13 protein-coding genes are annotated in these 16,140 nt (G+C 60.7%); 10 read left to right on the top strand and 3 right to left on the bottom strand.

Annotated features, from left to right (window positions below):
• Nucleotides 1–92: 92 nt before the first annotated feature.
• Nucleotides 93–431, bottom strand: a complete 339-nt coding sequence (locus tag BRD58_RS13535) for a zinc ribbon domain-containing protein YjdM (protein WP_012849419.1) — start codon at nt 429–431, stop codon at nt 93–95.
• 290 nt (nt 432–721) lie between these two features.
• The gene (locus tag BRD58_RS13530; RefSeq protein WP_012849418.1) at nt 722–1,258 is read right to left on the bottom strand and encodes a GNAT family N-acetyltransferase; all 537 of its coding nucleotides are present in this window, start codon (nt 1,256–1,258) and stop codon (nt 722–724) included.
• A gap of 242 nt (nt 1,259–1,500) precedes the next feature.
• On the opposite strand from BRD58_RS13530, the gene nei reads away from it, so the two are divergent.
• Entirely contained in the window at nt 1,501–2,343 is an 843-nt protein-coding gene (nei, locus tag BRD58_RS13525; RefSeq protein ID WP_012849417.1) for an endonuclease VIII, read from the top strand.
• On the opposite strand, the gene BRD58_RS13520 is transcribed toward nei, so the two are convergent.
• Nucleotides 2,340–3,623: a citrate synthase gene (locus tag BRD58_RS13520; RefSeq protein WP_012849416.1), complete on the bottom strand. Its 1,284-nt coding sequence runs from the start codon at nt 3,621–3,623 to the stop codon at nt 2,340–2,342. The genes nei and BRD58_RS13520 overlap by 4 nt on opposite strands.
• Before the next feature lie 631 nt (nt 3,624–4,254).
• On the opposite strand from BRD58_RS13520, the gene sdhC reads away from it, so the two are divergent.
• From sdhC to cydA, 9 genes are all read left to right on the top strand, one after another.
• On the top strand, nt 4,255–4,644 hold the full coding sequence (gene sdhC, locus BRD58_RS13515) for a succinate dehydrogenase cytochrome b556 subunit (protein ID WP_012849415.1): 390 nt from the start codon (nt 4,255–4,257) through the stop codon (nt 4,642–4,644).
• Nucleotides 4,638–4,985: a succinate dehydrogenase membrane anchor subunit gene (gene sdhD / locus BRD58_RS13510; RefSeq protein ID WP_012849414.1), complete on the top strand. Its 348-nt coding sequence runs from the start codon at nt 4,638–4,640 to the stop codon at nt 4,983–4,985. Before sdhC ends, sdhD begins: the two co-directional genes overlap by 7 nt.
• Nucleotides 4,986–6,752, top strand: a complete 1,767-nt coding sequence (sdhA, locus tag BRD58_RS13505; protein WP_012849413.1) for a succinate dehydrogenase flavoprotein subunit — start codon at nt 4,986–4,988, stop codon at nt 6,750–6,752.
• An 18-nt stretch (nt 6,753–6,770) separates the two neighbouring features.
• Nucleotides 6,771–7,487 (top strand): succinate dehydrogenase iron-sulfur subunit, encoded by a 717-nt coding sequence (locus BRD58_RS13500; protein ID WP_012849412.1) that lies wholly within the window; start codon nt 6,771–6,773, stop codon nt 7,485–7,487.
• A gap of 262 nt (nt 7,488–7,749) precedes the next feature.
• Nucleotides 7,750–10,557 carry a 2-oxoglutarate dehydrogenase E1 component gene (gene sucA, locus BRD58_RS13495; RefSeq protein ID WP_073383385.1) on the top strand — a complete coding sequence of 936 codons (2,808 nt, stop codon included), beginning with the start codon at nt 7,750–7,752 and terminating at the stop codon, nt 10,555–10,557.
• A 55-nt stretch (nt 10,558–10,612) separates the two neighbouring features.
• On the top strand, nt 10,613–11,824 hold the full coding sequence (gene odhB, locus BRD58_RS13490) for a 2-oxoglutarate dehydrogenase complex dihydrolipoyllysine-residue succinyltransferase (protein WP_015462077.1): 1,212 nt from the start codon (nt 10,613–10,615) through the stop codon (nt 11,822–11,824).
• 86 nt (nt 11,825–11,910) lie between these two features.
• Nucleotides 11,911–13,077: an ADP-forming succinate--CoA ligase subunit beta gene (gene sucC, locus BRD58_RS13485; RefSeq protein WP_012849409.1), complete on the top strand. Its 1,167-nt coding sequence runs from the start codon at nt 11,911–11,913 to the stop codon at nt 13,075–13,077.
• Nucleotides 13,077–13,949 (top strand): succinate--CoA ligase subunit alpha, encoded by an 873-nt coding sequence (sucD, locus tag BRD58_RS13480; RefSeq protein ID WP_012849408.1) that lies wholly within the window; start codon nt 13,077–13,079, stop codon nt 13,947–13,949. Before sucC ends, sucD begins: the two co-directional genes overlap by 1 nt.
• A 627-nt stretch (nt 13,950–14,576) precedes the next feature.
• Nucleotides 14,577–16,139 (top strand): cytochrome ubiquinol oxidase subunit I, encoded by a 1,563-nt coding sequence (gene cydA / locus BRD58_RS13475; RefSeq protein WP_012849407.1) that lies wholly within the window; start codon nt 14,577–14,579, stop codon nt 16,137–16,139.
• The last annotated feature ends 1 nt before the right edge of the window (nt 16,140 follow it).

Below are 16,140 nucleotides of genomic sequence, written 5' to 3'. Positions count from 1 at the left end.
ATTAAGTACAAAAAAAGATCACCCATTTACGGATGATCTTATTTAATTGTCTACTAATGGTATTATCGCCCGCTATTCACCACGGGACTGACTTAGTTCTTTTTGACGAATTCTGACTTGAGCTTCATCGGGCCAAAGCCGTCGATTTTGCAATCGATGTTATGATCGCCTTCGACCAAGCGAATGTTTTTGACCTTCGTGCCGATCTTCAGCATTGAGGAGCTGCCCTTGACCTTCAGATCTTTGATCACGGTGACGCTGTCGCCGTCCGCCAGCAGGTTGCCGTTGGCGTCTTTGACGATCAGGGTCTCTTCTTCCGCGCTTTCGGCGGTGGCGTCATTCCATTCATAGGCGCACTCCGGGCAGACATACATATCATTGTCCTGATAGGTGTATTCAGAGTGGCACTTCGGGCAGTGTGGCAGTTGCATGTTATGGCCTCGCAAAAGTAAAAACCGCCGGGAATAGTGCCTGAGTGACAGGAGCGCCGGGCGGTAAAAAGAAGTGAAAATAAACGATACGACCGTATTATAACCCATTTATCATTATTTTTGTTGGGAAATCTTTTCATCCAGCCTATATGCGTTGGATGAAAGCCTGTTTCCATGGCGATGGTTTATATTTTTTGATATTAAAATCAATATGTTGTTTTTATTAATTGCAAATTACCGTGTAAATATTCGCTTTACACTTCATTACGCCGAAATACGCTGCTTCCTGATCAGTCAAAGCGTCGCAGGTAGATATTTTGATCGTAGCGTACGCCATCAAGCTCCTCGCCGCGGCGGCGCGTCTCGACCAGCGTGAAGCCGTTGCGCAGGGCGACGGCGTTGCTGCGCTGGTTGATGACCATGCACTGAATGACAAAGCGAGTAACCAGTCCCTGCGCTACGCAGTGGTACATCAGGGCCTGCAGGGCGGCGGACATGAGCCCTTTTCCCTGATGGGTCCGATCGATCCAGTAGCCGATCGGCGCACAGCGGCGCTCGCGATCGATGCTGTTAAGGGAGATGAGCCCGATGCAGCGCTGGCGGTAAACCAGGACATAGTGGCGCGCGCTGCCCGCTCGGTGGGCATCGGCCTGGGCACGCAGGGTCTGCAGCGTGTTATCGATATGCACCATACTGTGGGGCCAGGGCATAAAGCGAGTGAGGTGATCGCGGTTGGTATCGACCAGCGCGAAGAGGGCGCGGGCAAAGCGCGGATGCGCCGGGATCAGCGCCAGATCGGGCCCGGCCTGCAGGACGGTGTGATACATGGGAGCTCCTGTATGGGGCGCGGCCAGAGCGCGGCGCGCCGTCGGCCTGTCAGTATAGCGCTTGCCGACGGCATCGGGGCAACCAAAAGGCGCCGCCGTGCGGCGGGGTTGAAAACGACCGCCGCGCCGCCACTTAGGTAGATCCGACTCCGCGGCGTGGCGATATGACGCTCACGCCTGCGCAGGAAGGGGAGATCCATTTTCGGCCTCGCGGTCAAGCATACGCTATTAGGGGGGCATCTATGCCGGAAGGACCAGAAATTCGCCGGGCGGCAGATGGACTGCGCGCTGCGGTCGGGGGTGGGACGCTGACCCGGGTCTGGTTTGGCGCACCGTCGCTGCAGCGCTACGCCGCCGGGCTGGTTGGCTGCCAGATTACGGCGATCGAGACGCGGGGCAAAGCGCTGCTGATCCACTTTTCCAACGGCATGAGCATGTACAGCCATAATCAGCTGTACGGCGTCTGGCGCGTGGCCGCCGCCGGCGAGACGCCGCCGACGTCGCGCTCGCTGCGCGTGCGTCTGGAGACCGCCGAGCGGGCTATCCTGCTCTACAGCGCCTCCGATATTCAGCTGGCGCCGCGGGCGCAGATCCTCCGCCACCCCTTTTTACTGCGCATCGGCCCCGACGTGCTGGATCCTGCCCTGACGGAGGCGCAGGTGCGCGAGCGTCTGTGCTCGCCGGCGTTTTGCCGTCGTCAGCTGGGGGCCCTGCTGCTGGATCAGCGCTTTCTGGCCGGACTGGGGAACTACCTGCGGGTGGAGATCCTGTGGCAGGCGGGCGTGTCGCCGCAGCGGCGGGCGACGGAGCTGAGTCCGGCGCAGCTGACATCGCTCTGCCATGCGCTGCTGGCGCTGCCGCGCCTCTCCTATGCAACGCGTGGTCAGGTCGATGAGGGGCGCCACCACGGGGCGCTGTTCCGCTTTCGGGTATTTCACCGCGCGGGGGAGGCGTGTGAGCGCTGCGGGACGACGCTCGTCCGCGCGCAGGCGGCGTCGCGTCCGTTTTACGGCTGTCCGCGCTGCCAGGAGGGGCTGGACGCGGGGGAAACCGGCGGGAGTGACTCCCGCCGGGGAGGCGATTAACGCTGGTCCAGCCGTGAGCTGAAGTCGCGGCGCGTATAGCCGGTATACAGCTGGCGCGGGCGGGCGATCTTCAGGCCGTCCTCGTGCATTTCATTCCAGTGGGCTATCCAGCCGACGGTGCGCGCGATGGCGAAGATGACGGTGAACATGCTGGAGGGGATCCCCATGGCCTTCAGTATGATGCCGGAGTAGAAGTCGACGTTGGGGTAGAGCTTTTTCTCGATGAAGTAGGGATCGTTCAGCGCGATGTGCTCCAGTTCCAGGGCTACCTCCAGCAGATCGTCATTCATACCCAGCTCATTGAGCACTTCATGGCAGGTTTCGCGCATCACGGTGGCGCGCGGATCGTAGTTTTTATAGACCCGGTGGCCAAAGCCCATCAGGCGGAACGCATCATTCTTATCCTTGGCGCGCTTGATGAAGGCTGGAATGTGTTCCACGCTGCGGATCTCTTCCAGCATCTTCAGGCAGGCCTCGTTGGCGCCACCGTGGGCGGGTCCCCACAGCGAGGCGATACCGGCGGCGATACAGGCGAAGGGGTTGGCGCCGGAGGAGCCGGCGGTGCGCACGGTCGAGGTGGAGGCGTTCTGCTCGTGGTCGGCGTGCAGGATCAGGATGCGATCCATGGCGCGCTCCAGCACCGGGTTGACCACATACTCTTCGCACGGCGTCGCGAACATCATGCGCAGGAAGTTGCCGGCGTAGGAGAGGTTATTCTGCGGGTAGATAAAGGGCTGCCCCAGCGAGTATTTGTAGCACATGGCCGCGACGGTCGGCATCTTGGAGAGCAGGCGGAACGCGGCGATCTCACGGTGGCGCTCGTTGCTGATGTCCAGCGAGTCATGGTAAAACGCGGCCAGCGCGCCGGTAACGCCGCACATGACGGCCATCGGGTGGGAGTCGCGGCGGAACCCCTGCAGCAGACGGGTGATCTGCTCATGGATCATGGTGTGCCGGGTGACGGTGCTCTTGAAGACATCGTATTCCGCCTGCTCAGGCGCCTCGCCGTACAGCAGAATGTAGCACACCTCGAGGAAAGAGGAGTTTTTGGCCAACTGATCGATGGGATAGCCGCGGTGCAGCAGGATCCCCTCATCGCCGTCAATATAGGTAATTTTGGATTCGCAGGAGGCCGTGGAGGTAAATCCCGGGTCAAAGGTGAAGTAGCCCTGGCTACCCAGTTTGCGAATATCGATCTCCTCATTTCCTAACGTCCCCGCGAGGACATCGAGCTCTATATGCTCTGCGCCCACCGTCAGCGTTGCTTTCTTCTCTGCCATACAGCCTCCTTGGGTACTGCTATTTTTAGACTCATTAACGATGCACAGGGTGCAGCGCGGTAAGCTTTCCTGGCATGTGATGATCGGCATCCGGCCCTACGGCGTCAGACCCTGCGGGGTCAGCCTCTGTCACGATAGCCACGCTGTTGCCGTTACTCGTTGTTAAAAATATGCTTCCAAAACTGCGTGCTGATTATGATTATTATGTTGACGGTATGGAAAAGGGTTTCCAGATCGACCGCCTAACGTTTTCTCATAGGAACGCCGCGTGGGCAACATCTAATCATAGTGCACAGTTTTAATCCTTTCATTGTTGCTAAAATGTTACGGTTTTGTCTATAAATCCAGTTTATTTATTAACCTCTGGTGAATGCGTGACCGTTGTCACTGTTCTAGTTAAATGTTATTCATCATTTTGTGTTGTAATTGTAATCAATTTGTATCGACCCTATACTGCCGCCAGGTCTCCGGGACTTACCCTCGGGTAAGCGTACCTGCAGTGGAGCACCCAGCAGCCAACCCCCGTTGCAGTGAGGCCCGTTCGCCGTCGGTCCGCTGCGTTAGTTCCGTGGGATTGGCATCGCTGCTTGATACCGCCCCAGGTCCGGAGGAGGAAAATAATAAGAGCTATGTGGGCAAAATTGTGAAAAAACAAAGACCTGTCAATCTGGATTTGCCAACAATCCGCTTTCCTGTCACCGCGATTGCGTCGATCTTGCACCGCGTCAGCGGCGTCGCCGTCTTCATCGCTATCGGTATTCTACTGTGGCTGCTCGGGCTCTCCCTCTCCTCCGCCGACGGATTTGCACAGGCCGCGGCGCTGCTGGATAGCGCGCTGGCCAGGCTGGTGCTGTGGGGTATCCTGACGGCGCTGGCCTATCACATCTGCGGCGGGATCCGTCACCTGCTGATGGACTTTGGTTATCTCGAGGAGAGCTTTAGCGTGGGCTGCCGCTCGGCGCAGCTGACGTTTGCCGCGACCGTGCTGCTCTCCGTTTGCGCGGGGGTATTGGTATGGTAAGCAACGCATCGGCGCTGGGGCGCAACGGTATTCAGGACTGGCTGCTGCTGCGCGCATCCGCCATCATCATCACGCTGTACGTTATCTATCTGCTGGCCTTCGTGGTCGGCGCAGGCCCGCTCACCTATACGCTGTGGCTTGATTTCTTCTCTTCGCGGATCACCCAGGTGTTTACCCTGCTGACCCTGCTGTGCATCCTGATCCATGCCTGGATCGGGATGTGGCAGGTCTTGACCGACTACGTCAAGCCGCTGGCGCTGCGTCTGGTGCTACAGCTGGCGATCGTGGTGGTCCTGGTGGTCTATCTGGTTTACGGAACATTGGTTGTGTGGGGGATATAGATGAAGCTGCCAGTCAGAGAGTTTGACGCCGTCGTGATCGGCGCCGGTGGAGCAGGCATGCGTGCGGCGCTGCAGATTTCTCAGGCGGGGTTTCGCTGTGCCCTGCTGTCCAAAGTGTTTCCGACCCGTTCCCATACCGTTTCGGCGCAGGGCGGGATCACCGTCGCGCTGGGCAATACCCATGAAGACAACTGGGAATGGCACATGTATGACACCGTGAAGGGGTCAGACTATATCGGCGATCAGGACGCGATTGAATATATGTGTAAAACCGGCCCGGATGCCGTGCTGGAGCTGGAGCACATGGGGCTGCCGTTTTCACGCCTGGAGGATGGGCGCATCTACCAGCGGCCGTTTGGCGGCCAGTCGAAAAACTTTGGCGGGGAGCAGGCCGCGCGCACCGCGGCGGCGGCGGATCGCACCGGTCATGCGCTGCTGCATACCCTGTATCAACAGAATCTGAAGAATCACACCACGATCTTCTCCGAGTGGTACGCGCTGGATCTGGTGAAAAATCAGGATGGCGCCATCGTCGGCTGTACGGCGCTGTGCATCGAGAGCGGCGAGGTGGTCTACTTCAAGGCGCGCGCCACCATTCTGGCCACCGGCGGCGCCGGACGCATTTATCAGTCGACCACCAACGCCCACATCAACACCGGCGACGGCGTCGGCATGGCGCTGCGCGCCGGGGTGCCGCTGCAGGACATGGAGATGTGGCAGTTTCACCCGACCGGGATCGCCGGCGCCGGCGTGCTGGTGACCGAAGGCTGCCGCGGCGAGGGGGGCTACCTGCTGAACAAGCACGGCGAGCGCTTTATGGAGCGCTACGCGCCCAACGCCAAGGATCTGGCCGGTCGCGACGTGGTGGCGCGGTCGATCATGATAGAGATCCGCGAAGGGCGCGGCTGCGATGGCCCCTGGGGGCCCCACGCTAAGCTGAAGCTCGACCACCTGGGGAAAGAGGTGCTGGAGTCCCGTCTGCCGGGGATCCTGGAGCTGTCGCGCACCTTTGCCCACGTCGATCCGGTCAAGGAGCCGATACCGGTAATCCCGACCTGTCACTACATGATGGGGGGCATTCCGACCCGCATCAGCGGACAGGCGCTGACCCTGGACGCCAGCGGCGCCGACCGGGTGATCCCCGGGCTGTTCGCCGTCGGTGAGATCGCCTGTGTTTCGGTGCACGGCGCCAACCGTCTGGGCGGTAACTCGCTGCTGGATCTGGTGGTGTTTGGCCGCTCGGCCGGCCTGCATCTGGAGGAGAGCCTGCGTGAGCAGGGGCCGCTGCGCGACGCCGGTGAGTCAGACATCGAGGCCAGCCTGGCGCGGCTTGAGCGCTGGAACGGCACCCGCAGCGGAGAGGATCCGGTGCAGATCCGCAAAGATCTGCAGTCCTGCATGCAGCACAACTTCTCCGTCTTTCGTGAAGGGGAGGCGATGGCGCAGGGCCTGGCCGAGCTGAAGACGATCCGCGAGCGCCTGGATCACGCCCGTCTGGACGATACCTCCAGTGAATTCAATACCCAGCGTATCGAGTGTCTGGAGCTGGACAACCTGATGGCGACGGCCTTCGCCACCGCGATGGCCGCCAACTACCGCACAGAAAGCCGCGGGGCGCACAGCCGCTTTGACTTCCCGGAGCGCGATGACGCCAACTGGCTGTGCCATACCCTGTACCTGCCGGAGAGTGAGAGCATGGTGCAACGCCGCGTCAACATGCAGCCCCGGCTGCGCGCGGCCTTCCCGCCGAAGGTGCGTACTTACTGATTTGCCGAGGAGCAGGTAATGAAACTCGAATTTTCTATTTACCGTTACAACCCGGACGTGGATAGCGTGCCGCGCATGCAGGATTACACCCTGGAGGCGGAAGAGGGGCGTGACATGATGCTGCTGGATGCGCTGATCCAGCTGAAAGAGCAGGACCCGACCCTGGCCTTTCGCCGCTCCTGCCGCGAGGGGGTGTGCGGTTCGGATGGGGTCAACATGAACGGCCAAAACGGCCTGGCCTGCATCACTCCGCTTTCGGCCCTGCGCCGGGGGGGAAAGAAAATCGTCATCCGCCCGCTGCCGGGGCTGCCGGTGGTGCGCGATCTGGTGGTGGACATGGGCCAGTTTTATGCCCAGTACGAGAAGATCAAACCCTACCTGATTAACGATGGTCGAACGCCGCCGGCGCGCGAGTATCTGCAGTCGCCGGAGGAGCGCGCCAGGCTGGATGGGCTGTATGAGTGTATCCTGTGCGCCTGCTGCTCTACCGCCTGCCCATCCTTCTGGTGGAATCCGGACAAGTTCGTCGGCCCTTCCGGACTGCTGGCGGCCTACCGTTTCCTGATCGATAGTCGCGACACGGCGACGGCGCCGCGCCTCGACGCGCTGGACGACGCTTTCAGCGTATTCCGCTGCCACGGCATCATGAACTGTGTCAGCGTATGCCCGAAGGGGTTAAACCCGACGCGCGCGATTGGTCACATTAAATCCATGCTGCTGCAGCGCGGAGCCTGAGGGGCATAAAAGCATAGAATTCCGCGCGATACGCCGGATAATGGTCTCGCGCTATCCCGATCGATCGCGACGGGGAGCGCCAGGAAAGCGATAAGGCACCCACAGAGGTGCTCAGAATGTCAGCGGGGTTATCACCGGGTGACGCCCGCGCTGGCTGTCTCGATAATTTTTTTTAATAACATTCAGTTAATACAAGAATATCTGTTAAAAATAAGATATTCACCACGGCGAATAACAGGCTTTACAAGCTTAAGGGATCACAATGCAGAACGGCACCATGAAGGCCTGGCTGGATTCCTCCTATCTGGCGGGCGCGAACCAGTCGTACATAGAACAACTGTATGAGGACTATTTGACCGACCCCGATTCAGTGGAGGGGAGCTGGAAAACCCTTTTTCAACAACTTCCGGTCAATGGACTGCCGCCGGATCAGCTGCACTCCCAGACCCGGGAGTACTTCCGCCGCCTGGCCAAAGATCCGACGCGCTTCGGCCTCGCGTTCAACGATCCGCAGACCGACGCCAAGCAGGTGAAGGTGCTGCAGCTGATCAATGCCTTTCGCTTCCGCGGCCATCAGCAGGCCAACCTCGATCCGCTCGGACTGTGGAAACAGGAGTCGGTCGCCGATCTCGACCCGGCGTTTCATCATCTGACGCCGGAGGATTTCAACGAAACCTTTAACGTCGGCTCATTCGCCATCGGCAGCGATACCCTGCGCCTGGCGGATCTCTACCGGGCGCTGCAGCAGACCTACTGCGGAACCATCGGCGCAGAATATATGCACCTGACCAACACCGACGAGAAGCGTTGGCTGCAGCAGCGGCTGGAGTCGGTGATGGGGCAGCCGGCGTTTAGCCCGCAGGAGAAGCGCCGCTTTCTGCAGGAGCTGACCGCCGCCGAGGGGCTGGAGCGCTATCTGGGCGCCAAGTTCCCGGGGGCCAAGCGCTTTTCGCTGGAGGGGGGCGATGCGCTGATCCCGATGCTGAAAGAGCTGATCCGCCACGCCGGGCGCAACGGCACCCGTGAAGTGGTGCTGGGGATGGCGCACCGCGGACGTCTGAATGTGCTGATCAACGTACTGGGCAAGTGCGCGGGTGAGCTGTTTGATGAGTTTGCCGGCAAGCACAAGGATCATCTGGGCACCGGCGACGTGAAGTACCACATGGGCTTCTCGTCGGATATGGAAACAGAGGGCGGCCCGGTGCACCTGGCGCTGGCCTTTAACCCGTCGCACCTGGAGATCGTCAGCCCGGTGGTGATGGGATCGGTGCGCGCGCGCCGCGATCGCTTGGATCGCACCCGCAGCGACATCGTGCTGCCGATCACCATTCACGGCGATGCGGCCGTCGCCGGTCAGGGCATCGTTCAGGAGACGCTGAACATGTCCCAGGCGCGCGGCTATGAGGTGGGCGGCACGGTGCGCATCGTGATCAATAACCAGATCGGTTTTACTACCTCAAACCCGCTGGACGCCCGTTCGACCCAGTACTGCACCGACATCGGCAAGATGGTGCAGGCGCCGATCTTCCACGTCAACGCCGACGATCCGGAGGCGGTGGCCTTTGTCACCCAGCTGGCGCTCGATTTCCGCAACTGCTTTAAGCGCGACGTCTTTATCGATCTGGTGTGCTACCGCCGCCACGGCCATAACGAGGCGGATGAGCCGAGCGCCACCCAGCCCGTGATGTATCAGAAGATCAAAAAGCATCCGACGCCGCGCAAGCTGTACGCCGATCGCCTGACGGAGCAGGGGGTGATCACCCAGGAGGACGCCACCGAGATGGTCAACCTCTATCGCGATGCTCTGGACGGCGGCGGCTGCGTCGTGGCGGAGTGGCGCCCGATGACCATGCACAGCGTGACCTGGGATCCCTATCTGCACCACGAATGGGATGAGCCTTATCCCCATGCGGTAGCGCCGCAGCGCCTGCAGGATCTGGCGCGCTGCATCAGCCGGGTGCCGGAGGCGGTAGATATGCAGGCGCGGGTTGCCAAAATCTACGCCGATCGCGCCGAAATGGCCGAAGGCGAGCGGCCCTTCGACTGGGGCGGGGCGGAAAATCTGGCCTATGCTACGCTGGTGGACGAGGGCATTCCGGTGCGTATCTCCGGCGAGGACTGCGGCCGCGGCACCTTCTTCCACCGCCACGCGGTGATCCATAGCCAAAGGGATGGCGCGGTGTATGTGCCGCTGGAGAACGTGCACAACGGCCAGGGGGATTTTAAGGTGTGGGACTCGGTCCTGTCCGAGGCGGCGGTGCTGGCCTTTGAGTATGGCTACGCCAGCGCGGAGCCGCGCACCCTGACGATTTGGGAGGCGCAGTTTGGCGACTTCGCCAACGGCGCCCAGGTGGTGATCGACCAGTTCATCAGCTCCGGCGAGCAGAAGTGGGGACGCCTGTGCGGCCTGGTCATGCTGCTGCCGCACGGCTACGAGGGACAGGGGCCGGAGCACTCCTCCGCCCGCCTGGAGCGCTACCTGCAGCTGTGCGCCCAGCAGAATATCCAGGTCTGCGTTCCCTCGACGCCGGCGCAGGTTTACCACATGCTGCGCCGTCAGGCGCTGCGCGCCATGCGCCGCCCGCTGGTGGTGATGTCGCCTAAGTCCCTGCTGCGCCATCCGCTGGCGGTCTCTTCGCTGGATGAGCTGGCGCAGGGCTGCTTCCAGCCGGCGATCGGGGAGATCGATCCTCTCGATGCCCAGCGGGTGAAGCGGGTGGTGATGTGCTCCGGTAAGGTGTACTACGATCTGCTGGAGCAGCGGCGGAAGAATGGCCAGGACAACGTGGCGATCGTCCGTATCGAACAGCTCTACCCGTTCCCCCATCAGGCGGTGCAGGCGGTGCTGGCGCCCTATACCCAGGCGCGCGATTTTGTCTGGTGCCAGGAGGAGCCGCTCAATCAGGGGGCCTGGTACTGCAGTCAGCATAACTTCCGTGAGGTGATCCCCTTTGGCGCAGTGCTGCGCTACGCCGGCCGTCCGGCGTCGGCCTCACCGGCGGTGGGGTATCTGTCGGTTCACCGCGAGCAGCAGCAGGCGCTGGTGGACGATGCCCTGAATGTGGAATAAAGGGTGCGGGCGCTGTCGCCCGCATTCGCGACACGCATTAATACAAGGATAAACAATGAGCAGCGTAGAAATTCTGGTTCCCGATCTGCCTGAATCCGTCGCCGACGCCACGGTCGCTACCTGGCATAAGCAGGTGGGCGACAGCATCGCTCGCGATGAGGTCATCGTCGAGATCGAGACGGACAAAGTGGTCCTGGAGGTGCCGGCGGCGGAGGCCGGCGTGTTGGAGGCTATTCTGGAACCGGAGGGAGCAACGGTAACGGCGCGCCAGCTGCTGGGACGGCTGCGTCCGGCCGACGTGAGCGGCGTCGCGATTAGCGCCGGTGCGCAGGCGGCGCAGGCGACGCCGGCCGAGCGCCATACCGCCGCCCTGGAGACGGGCAGCAGCGATGCCCTGAGCCCCGCGGTGCGTCGTCTGGTCGCCGAGCACGACGTGGATCCGTCGTCGCTGCAGGGCAGCGGCGTCGGCGGGCGTCTGACGCGAGAGGATGTGACCAAGCATCTGGCTGGGCAGCCGAGCGCGGCGCCGGTCGCCGCGCCGCCTCAGGCCGCCGCGCCGCTGAGCGCGGAGCGTGAGAAGCGGGTGCCCATGACCCGTCTGCGCAAGCGGGTGGCCGAACGCCTGCTGGAGGCGAAGAACAGCACCGCGATGCTGACCACCTTTAACGAAGTGAACATGAAGCCGATCATGGATCTGCGCAGCCAGTACGGTGAGGCGTTTGAAAAACGCCACGGCGTGCGCCTGGGCTTTATGTCTTTTTATATCAAGGCGGTATTGGAAGCGCTGAAGCGTTATCCGGAGGTGAACGCCGCCCTTGACGGCGAAGAGGTGGTCTACCATAACTACTTCGATATCAGCATTGCGGTGTCGACGCCGCGCGGGCTGGTGACGCCGGTGATCCGCGATGTCGATACCCTGAGCATGGCGGATATTGAAAAACAGATTAAGGCGCTGGCGCTGAAGGGGCGCGACGGCAAGCTGACGGTCGAGGAGCTGACCGGCGGCAACTTTACCATTACCAACGGCGGCGTATTTGGCTCCCTGATGTCCACGCCGATTATCAACCCGCCGCAGAGCGCGATCCTGGGCATGCATGCCATCAAGGATCGCCCGATGGCGGTCGACGGCCAGGTGGTGATCCTGCCGATGATGTACCTGGCGCTTTCGTATGACCATCGTCAGATTGACGGGCGTGAGTCCGTGGGCTTCCTGGTGACGGTCAAAGAGATGTTGGAAGATCCGGCGCGTCTGCTGCTGGATGTGTAACTCCGTGTGATCCGTGCTATGCACAGGCCCGCGCCGGCGGGCCTGCTCCTAACAATAAGAGTCAGCCCCTATAGGGATAGAACATCATGAACTTACACGAATATCAGGCAAAACAGCTGTTTGCCCGCTATGGACTGCCAACGCCGGTGGGGTACGCCTGCAGCACGCCGCGTCAGGCGGAAGAGGCGGCCTCTAAAATCGGCAGCGGCCCCTGGGTGGTCAAGTGTCAGGTGCACGCCGGCGGACGAGGTAAAGCGGGCGGCGTAAAGTGCGTGGAGAGTAAAGAGGCGATCCGCGCCTTCGCCGAACAGTGGCTGGGTAAGCGGCTGGTGACCTACCAGACGGATGCCCAGGGGCAGCCGGTGCGCCAGATTCTGGTGGAGGGAGCGACCGAGATTGCGCGCGAGCTGTATCTGGGCGCGGTGATCGATCGCAGCTCCCGGCGCGTGGTGTTCATGGCGTCGACCGAGGGGGGCGTGGAGATTGAGCAGGTGGCGCAAAAGACGCCCCACCTGATCCACCGGGTGGCGCTCGATCCACTGACCGGGCCACAGCCCTATCAGGGGCGCGAGCTGGCGTTTAAGCTGGGGCTGAGCGGTAAGCAGGCCCAGCAGTTTGGTCAGATTTTCATGGGGCTGGCGACGCTGTTTTTGCAGTGCGATCTGACCATGGCAGAGATCAATCCGCTGGTGATCACCCCGCAGGGGGATCTGCTGTGCCTGGACGGTAAGCTGGACGTCGACAGCAACGCCCTGTTCCGTCAGCCGGCGCTGCGCGAAATGGAGGATCCCGAGCAGAACGATGCGCGTGAGGCGCATGCGGCGCAGTGGGAGCTGAACTACGTCGCGCTGGAGGGCAATATCGGCTGCATGGTGAACGGCGCCGGTCTGGCGATGGGCACCATGGATATCGTCAAACTGCACGGCGGTGCGCCGGCCAACTTCCTGGACGTGGGCGGCGGTGCCACCAAGGAGCGGGTGACGGAGGCGTTTAAGATCATCCTGTCCGACGAGCACGTGAGGGCGGTGCTGGTCAACATTTTCGGCGGTATCGTGCGCTGCGACCTGATCGCTGACGGCATCATCGGCGCCGTGGCGGAGGTGGGCGTTCACGTACCGGTGGTGGTACGGCTGGAGGGCAACAACGCCGAGCTGGGCACCCGAATACTGGCCGACAGCGGCCTGAACATCATTGCGGCCACCAGTCTGACGGATGCCGCGCGCCAGGTGGTTAGCGCCGTGGAGGGGAAATAATGTCGATACTGATCAATCACGAAACCCGGGTCATCTGCCAGGGCTTTACCGGCAGCCAGGGGACATTCCACTCCGAGCAGGCGTTGGCCTACGGTACCCGTCTGGTGGGCGGGGTAACGCCGGGCAAAGGGGGCAGCGAACATCTCGGCCTGCCGGTGTTCAACACGGTGCGCGAGGCGGTATTGGCGACCGACGCCAGCGCCAGCGTGATCTATGTACCGGCGCCGTTCTGTAAAGACTCTATTCTGGAGGCGATAGACGGCGGTATTTCGCTGATTATCTGTATTACCGAGGGGATCCCGACGCAGGACATGCTGGTGATCCGGGCCAAGCTGGATCAGAGCCCCGGGGTGCGGATGATCGGTCCGAACTGTCCGGGGGTGATCACGCCGGGCGCCTGCAAGATCGGCATCATGCCGGGCCATATTCACCGTCCGGGACGCATCGGCATCGTCTCGCGCTCCGGCACCCTGACCTATGAGGCGGTGAAGCAGACCAGCGACGTCGGGCTGGGGCAGTCCACCTGCGTCGGTATCGGCGGCGATCCGATCCCCGGCTCCAGCTTTATCGACATTCTGGCGCTGTTCCAGGCCGATCCGCAGACCGAGGCCATCGTGATGATCGGTGAGATCGGCGGCAACGCGGAAGAGGAGGCGGCGGCCTATATCAAGGCACATGTGACCAAGCCGGTGATCGGCTATATCGCCGGGGTGACGGCGCCCAAGGGGAAGCGAATGGGGCATGCTGGGGCGATCATCGCCGGCGGCAAGGGCACCGCAGACGAGAAGTTTGCCGCCCTGGAGGCCGCCGGGGTCGTGACGGTGCGCAGCCTGGCCGATATCGGTCAAGCGGCGCTGCGGGCTCTGGCCTGACGTATCGCGCCACCCAATACGGGCCACCGACGGGTGGCCTTTTTTATTGGCCTAATAGATGACAAATGAAATATTACCGCGCCGGAAAGAGATCCTCGGCAGCGGAATATATCACCCAGGATGATAGTTAAACAATTAGCGCGATATTATTTAACACAATCAATACATTTTCACCCAGCCTACTAATTGATTGAATTTTGCGCTCTTTGATCTCATTTGGCGTTCTAAATAATGCTTGTAATGTAATTTTTTGTTAATCTTGCGTCAGATCAATATTCGCGAGCGCTGTATATGTAGGCAAATATTGACCTAACAATGGAAATCCAATCAGCATCACGTAAAAAATGATTTATTGTGTCTGGCTGTGAGGGTAATATTTGTCAGACTGTAATACATGGTCAGACCTATTGTTATATTTGTTATCTTTTTTCGGTTCTTAGTTGCGAACGTTTTCTGCGCTATGCTTGCTAAAGCGGCGCTGCCGCGGAGAGCGTAGGCCGTTAAGAATTGGGACAGGGTGCATTTGTGGGTGAAGGGCATTCATTGCTGGTTGTTATGTGACTTCCGTAAAAACGGAAGCCGGGTTGCCGCAAGTCGGAGTCTTCCTGCGAGGAGCAAGGAGTCAAGATGTTTGATATTGTCGAACTGTCGCGTTTACAGTTTGCCTTAACGGCGATGTACCATTTCCTGTTTGTCCCGCTGACGCTGGGGATGGCGTTTTTGCTGGCCATCATGGAAACGGTATATGTGCTGACCGGCAAGCAAATCTATAAAGATATGACCAAGTTCTGGGGTAAGTTGTTCGGTATCAACTTCGCCCTGGGGGTCGCTACCGGTTTGACCATGGAGTTCCAGTTCGGGACCAACTGGTCGTACTACTCTCACTACGTCGGCGATATCTTCGGTGCGCCGCTGGCCATCGAAGGGCTGATGGCGTTCTTCCTTGAGTCTACCTTCGTTGGGCTGTTCTTCTTTGGCTGGGATCGCCTGGGCAAAGTGCAGCACATGATGGTGACCTGGCTGGTCGCGCTGGGCTCTAACCTCTCCGCGCTGTGGATCCTGGTGGCCAACGGCTGGATGCAGAACCCGATCGCCTCCGACTTTAACTTTGAAACCATGCGCATGGAGATGCTGAGCTTCTCTGAGCTGGTGATGAACCCGGTAGCTCAGGTGAAGTTCGTGCATACCGTTTCCGCCGGCTACGTCACTGGTGCCATGTTCATTCTGGGCGTTAGCGCTTACTATCTGCTGAAGGGCCGTGACTTTGCCTTTGCCAAGCGCTCGTTCGCTATCGCCGCCGCCTTTGGTATGGCGTCGGTGATCGCGGTGAGCCTGCTGGGCGATGAGTCTGGCTATGAGATGGGCAGCGTGCAGAAGACCAAGCTGGCGGCCATTGAGGCCGAGTGGGAAACCCAGCCAGCGCCGGCCTCTTTCAACCTGTTCGCCATCCCAGATCAGCAGACGGAGAGCAACCACTACGCGATTGAGGTTCCCTATCTGCTGGGCCTGATCGCCACCCGCTCTCTCGATCAGCAGGTCATCGGCCTGAAAGATCTGATGAAGGAGAACGAGGGGCGCATCCGTAACGGGATGAAGAGTTACCAGCTGCTGCAGGAGCTGCGCACCGGCAATACCGATCCGGCGGTGCGTGATGCCTTTAACCACAGCAAGCAGGATCTGGGCTACGGTCTGCTGCTGAAGCGCTATACCGATAACCCGGCTCAGGCCAGCGATGAGCAGATCGCCAAGGCAACCAAAGACTCCATTCCGGAAGTGGCACCGCTGTACTTTGCCTTCCGTATCATGGTTGGCTGCGGCGTGCTGATGATGCTGCTGATCCTGGCGTCGTTCTACAGCGTGGTGCGCGGGCGCATCGGCGAGAAGCGCTGGCTGCTGCGCGGCGCTCTGCTGGGCATTCCGCTGCCGTGGATTGCCTGTGAGGCGGGCTGGTTCGTGGCTGAGTATGGCCGTCAGCCGTGGGCGATCAACGATGTGCTGCCGACGGCGGTCGCCAACTCGTCGCTGACCGCAGGCGATCTGTGGTTCTCGATCATTCTGATCTGCGGTCTGTATACGCTGTTCCTGGTCGCTGAGCTGTATCTGATGTTCAAGTTCGCCCGCCTGGGGCCGAGCAGCCTGAAGACCGGCCGCTATCACTTTGAACAGACGAATGCGGTAGACGCACGGTAAA

Source organism: Edwardsiella piscicida, assembly GCF_001896205.1.
GTDB classification, from domain to species: domain Bacteria; phylum Pseudomonadota; class Gammaproteobacteria; order Enterobacterales; family Enterobacteriaceae; genus Edwardsiella; species Edwardsiella piscicida.
This window is presented reverse-complemented; position numbering and strand designations above follow the sequence as displayed.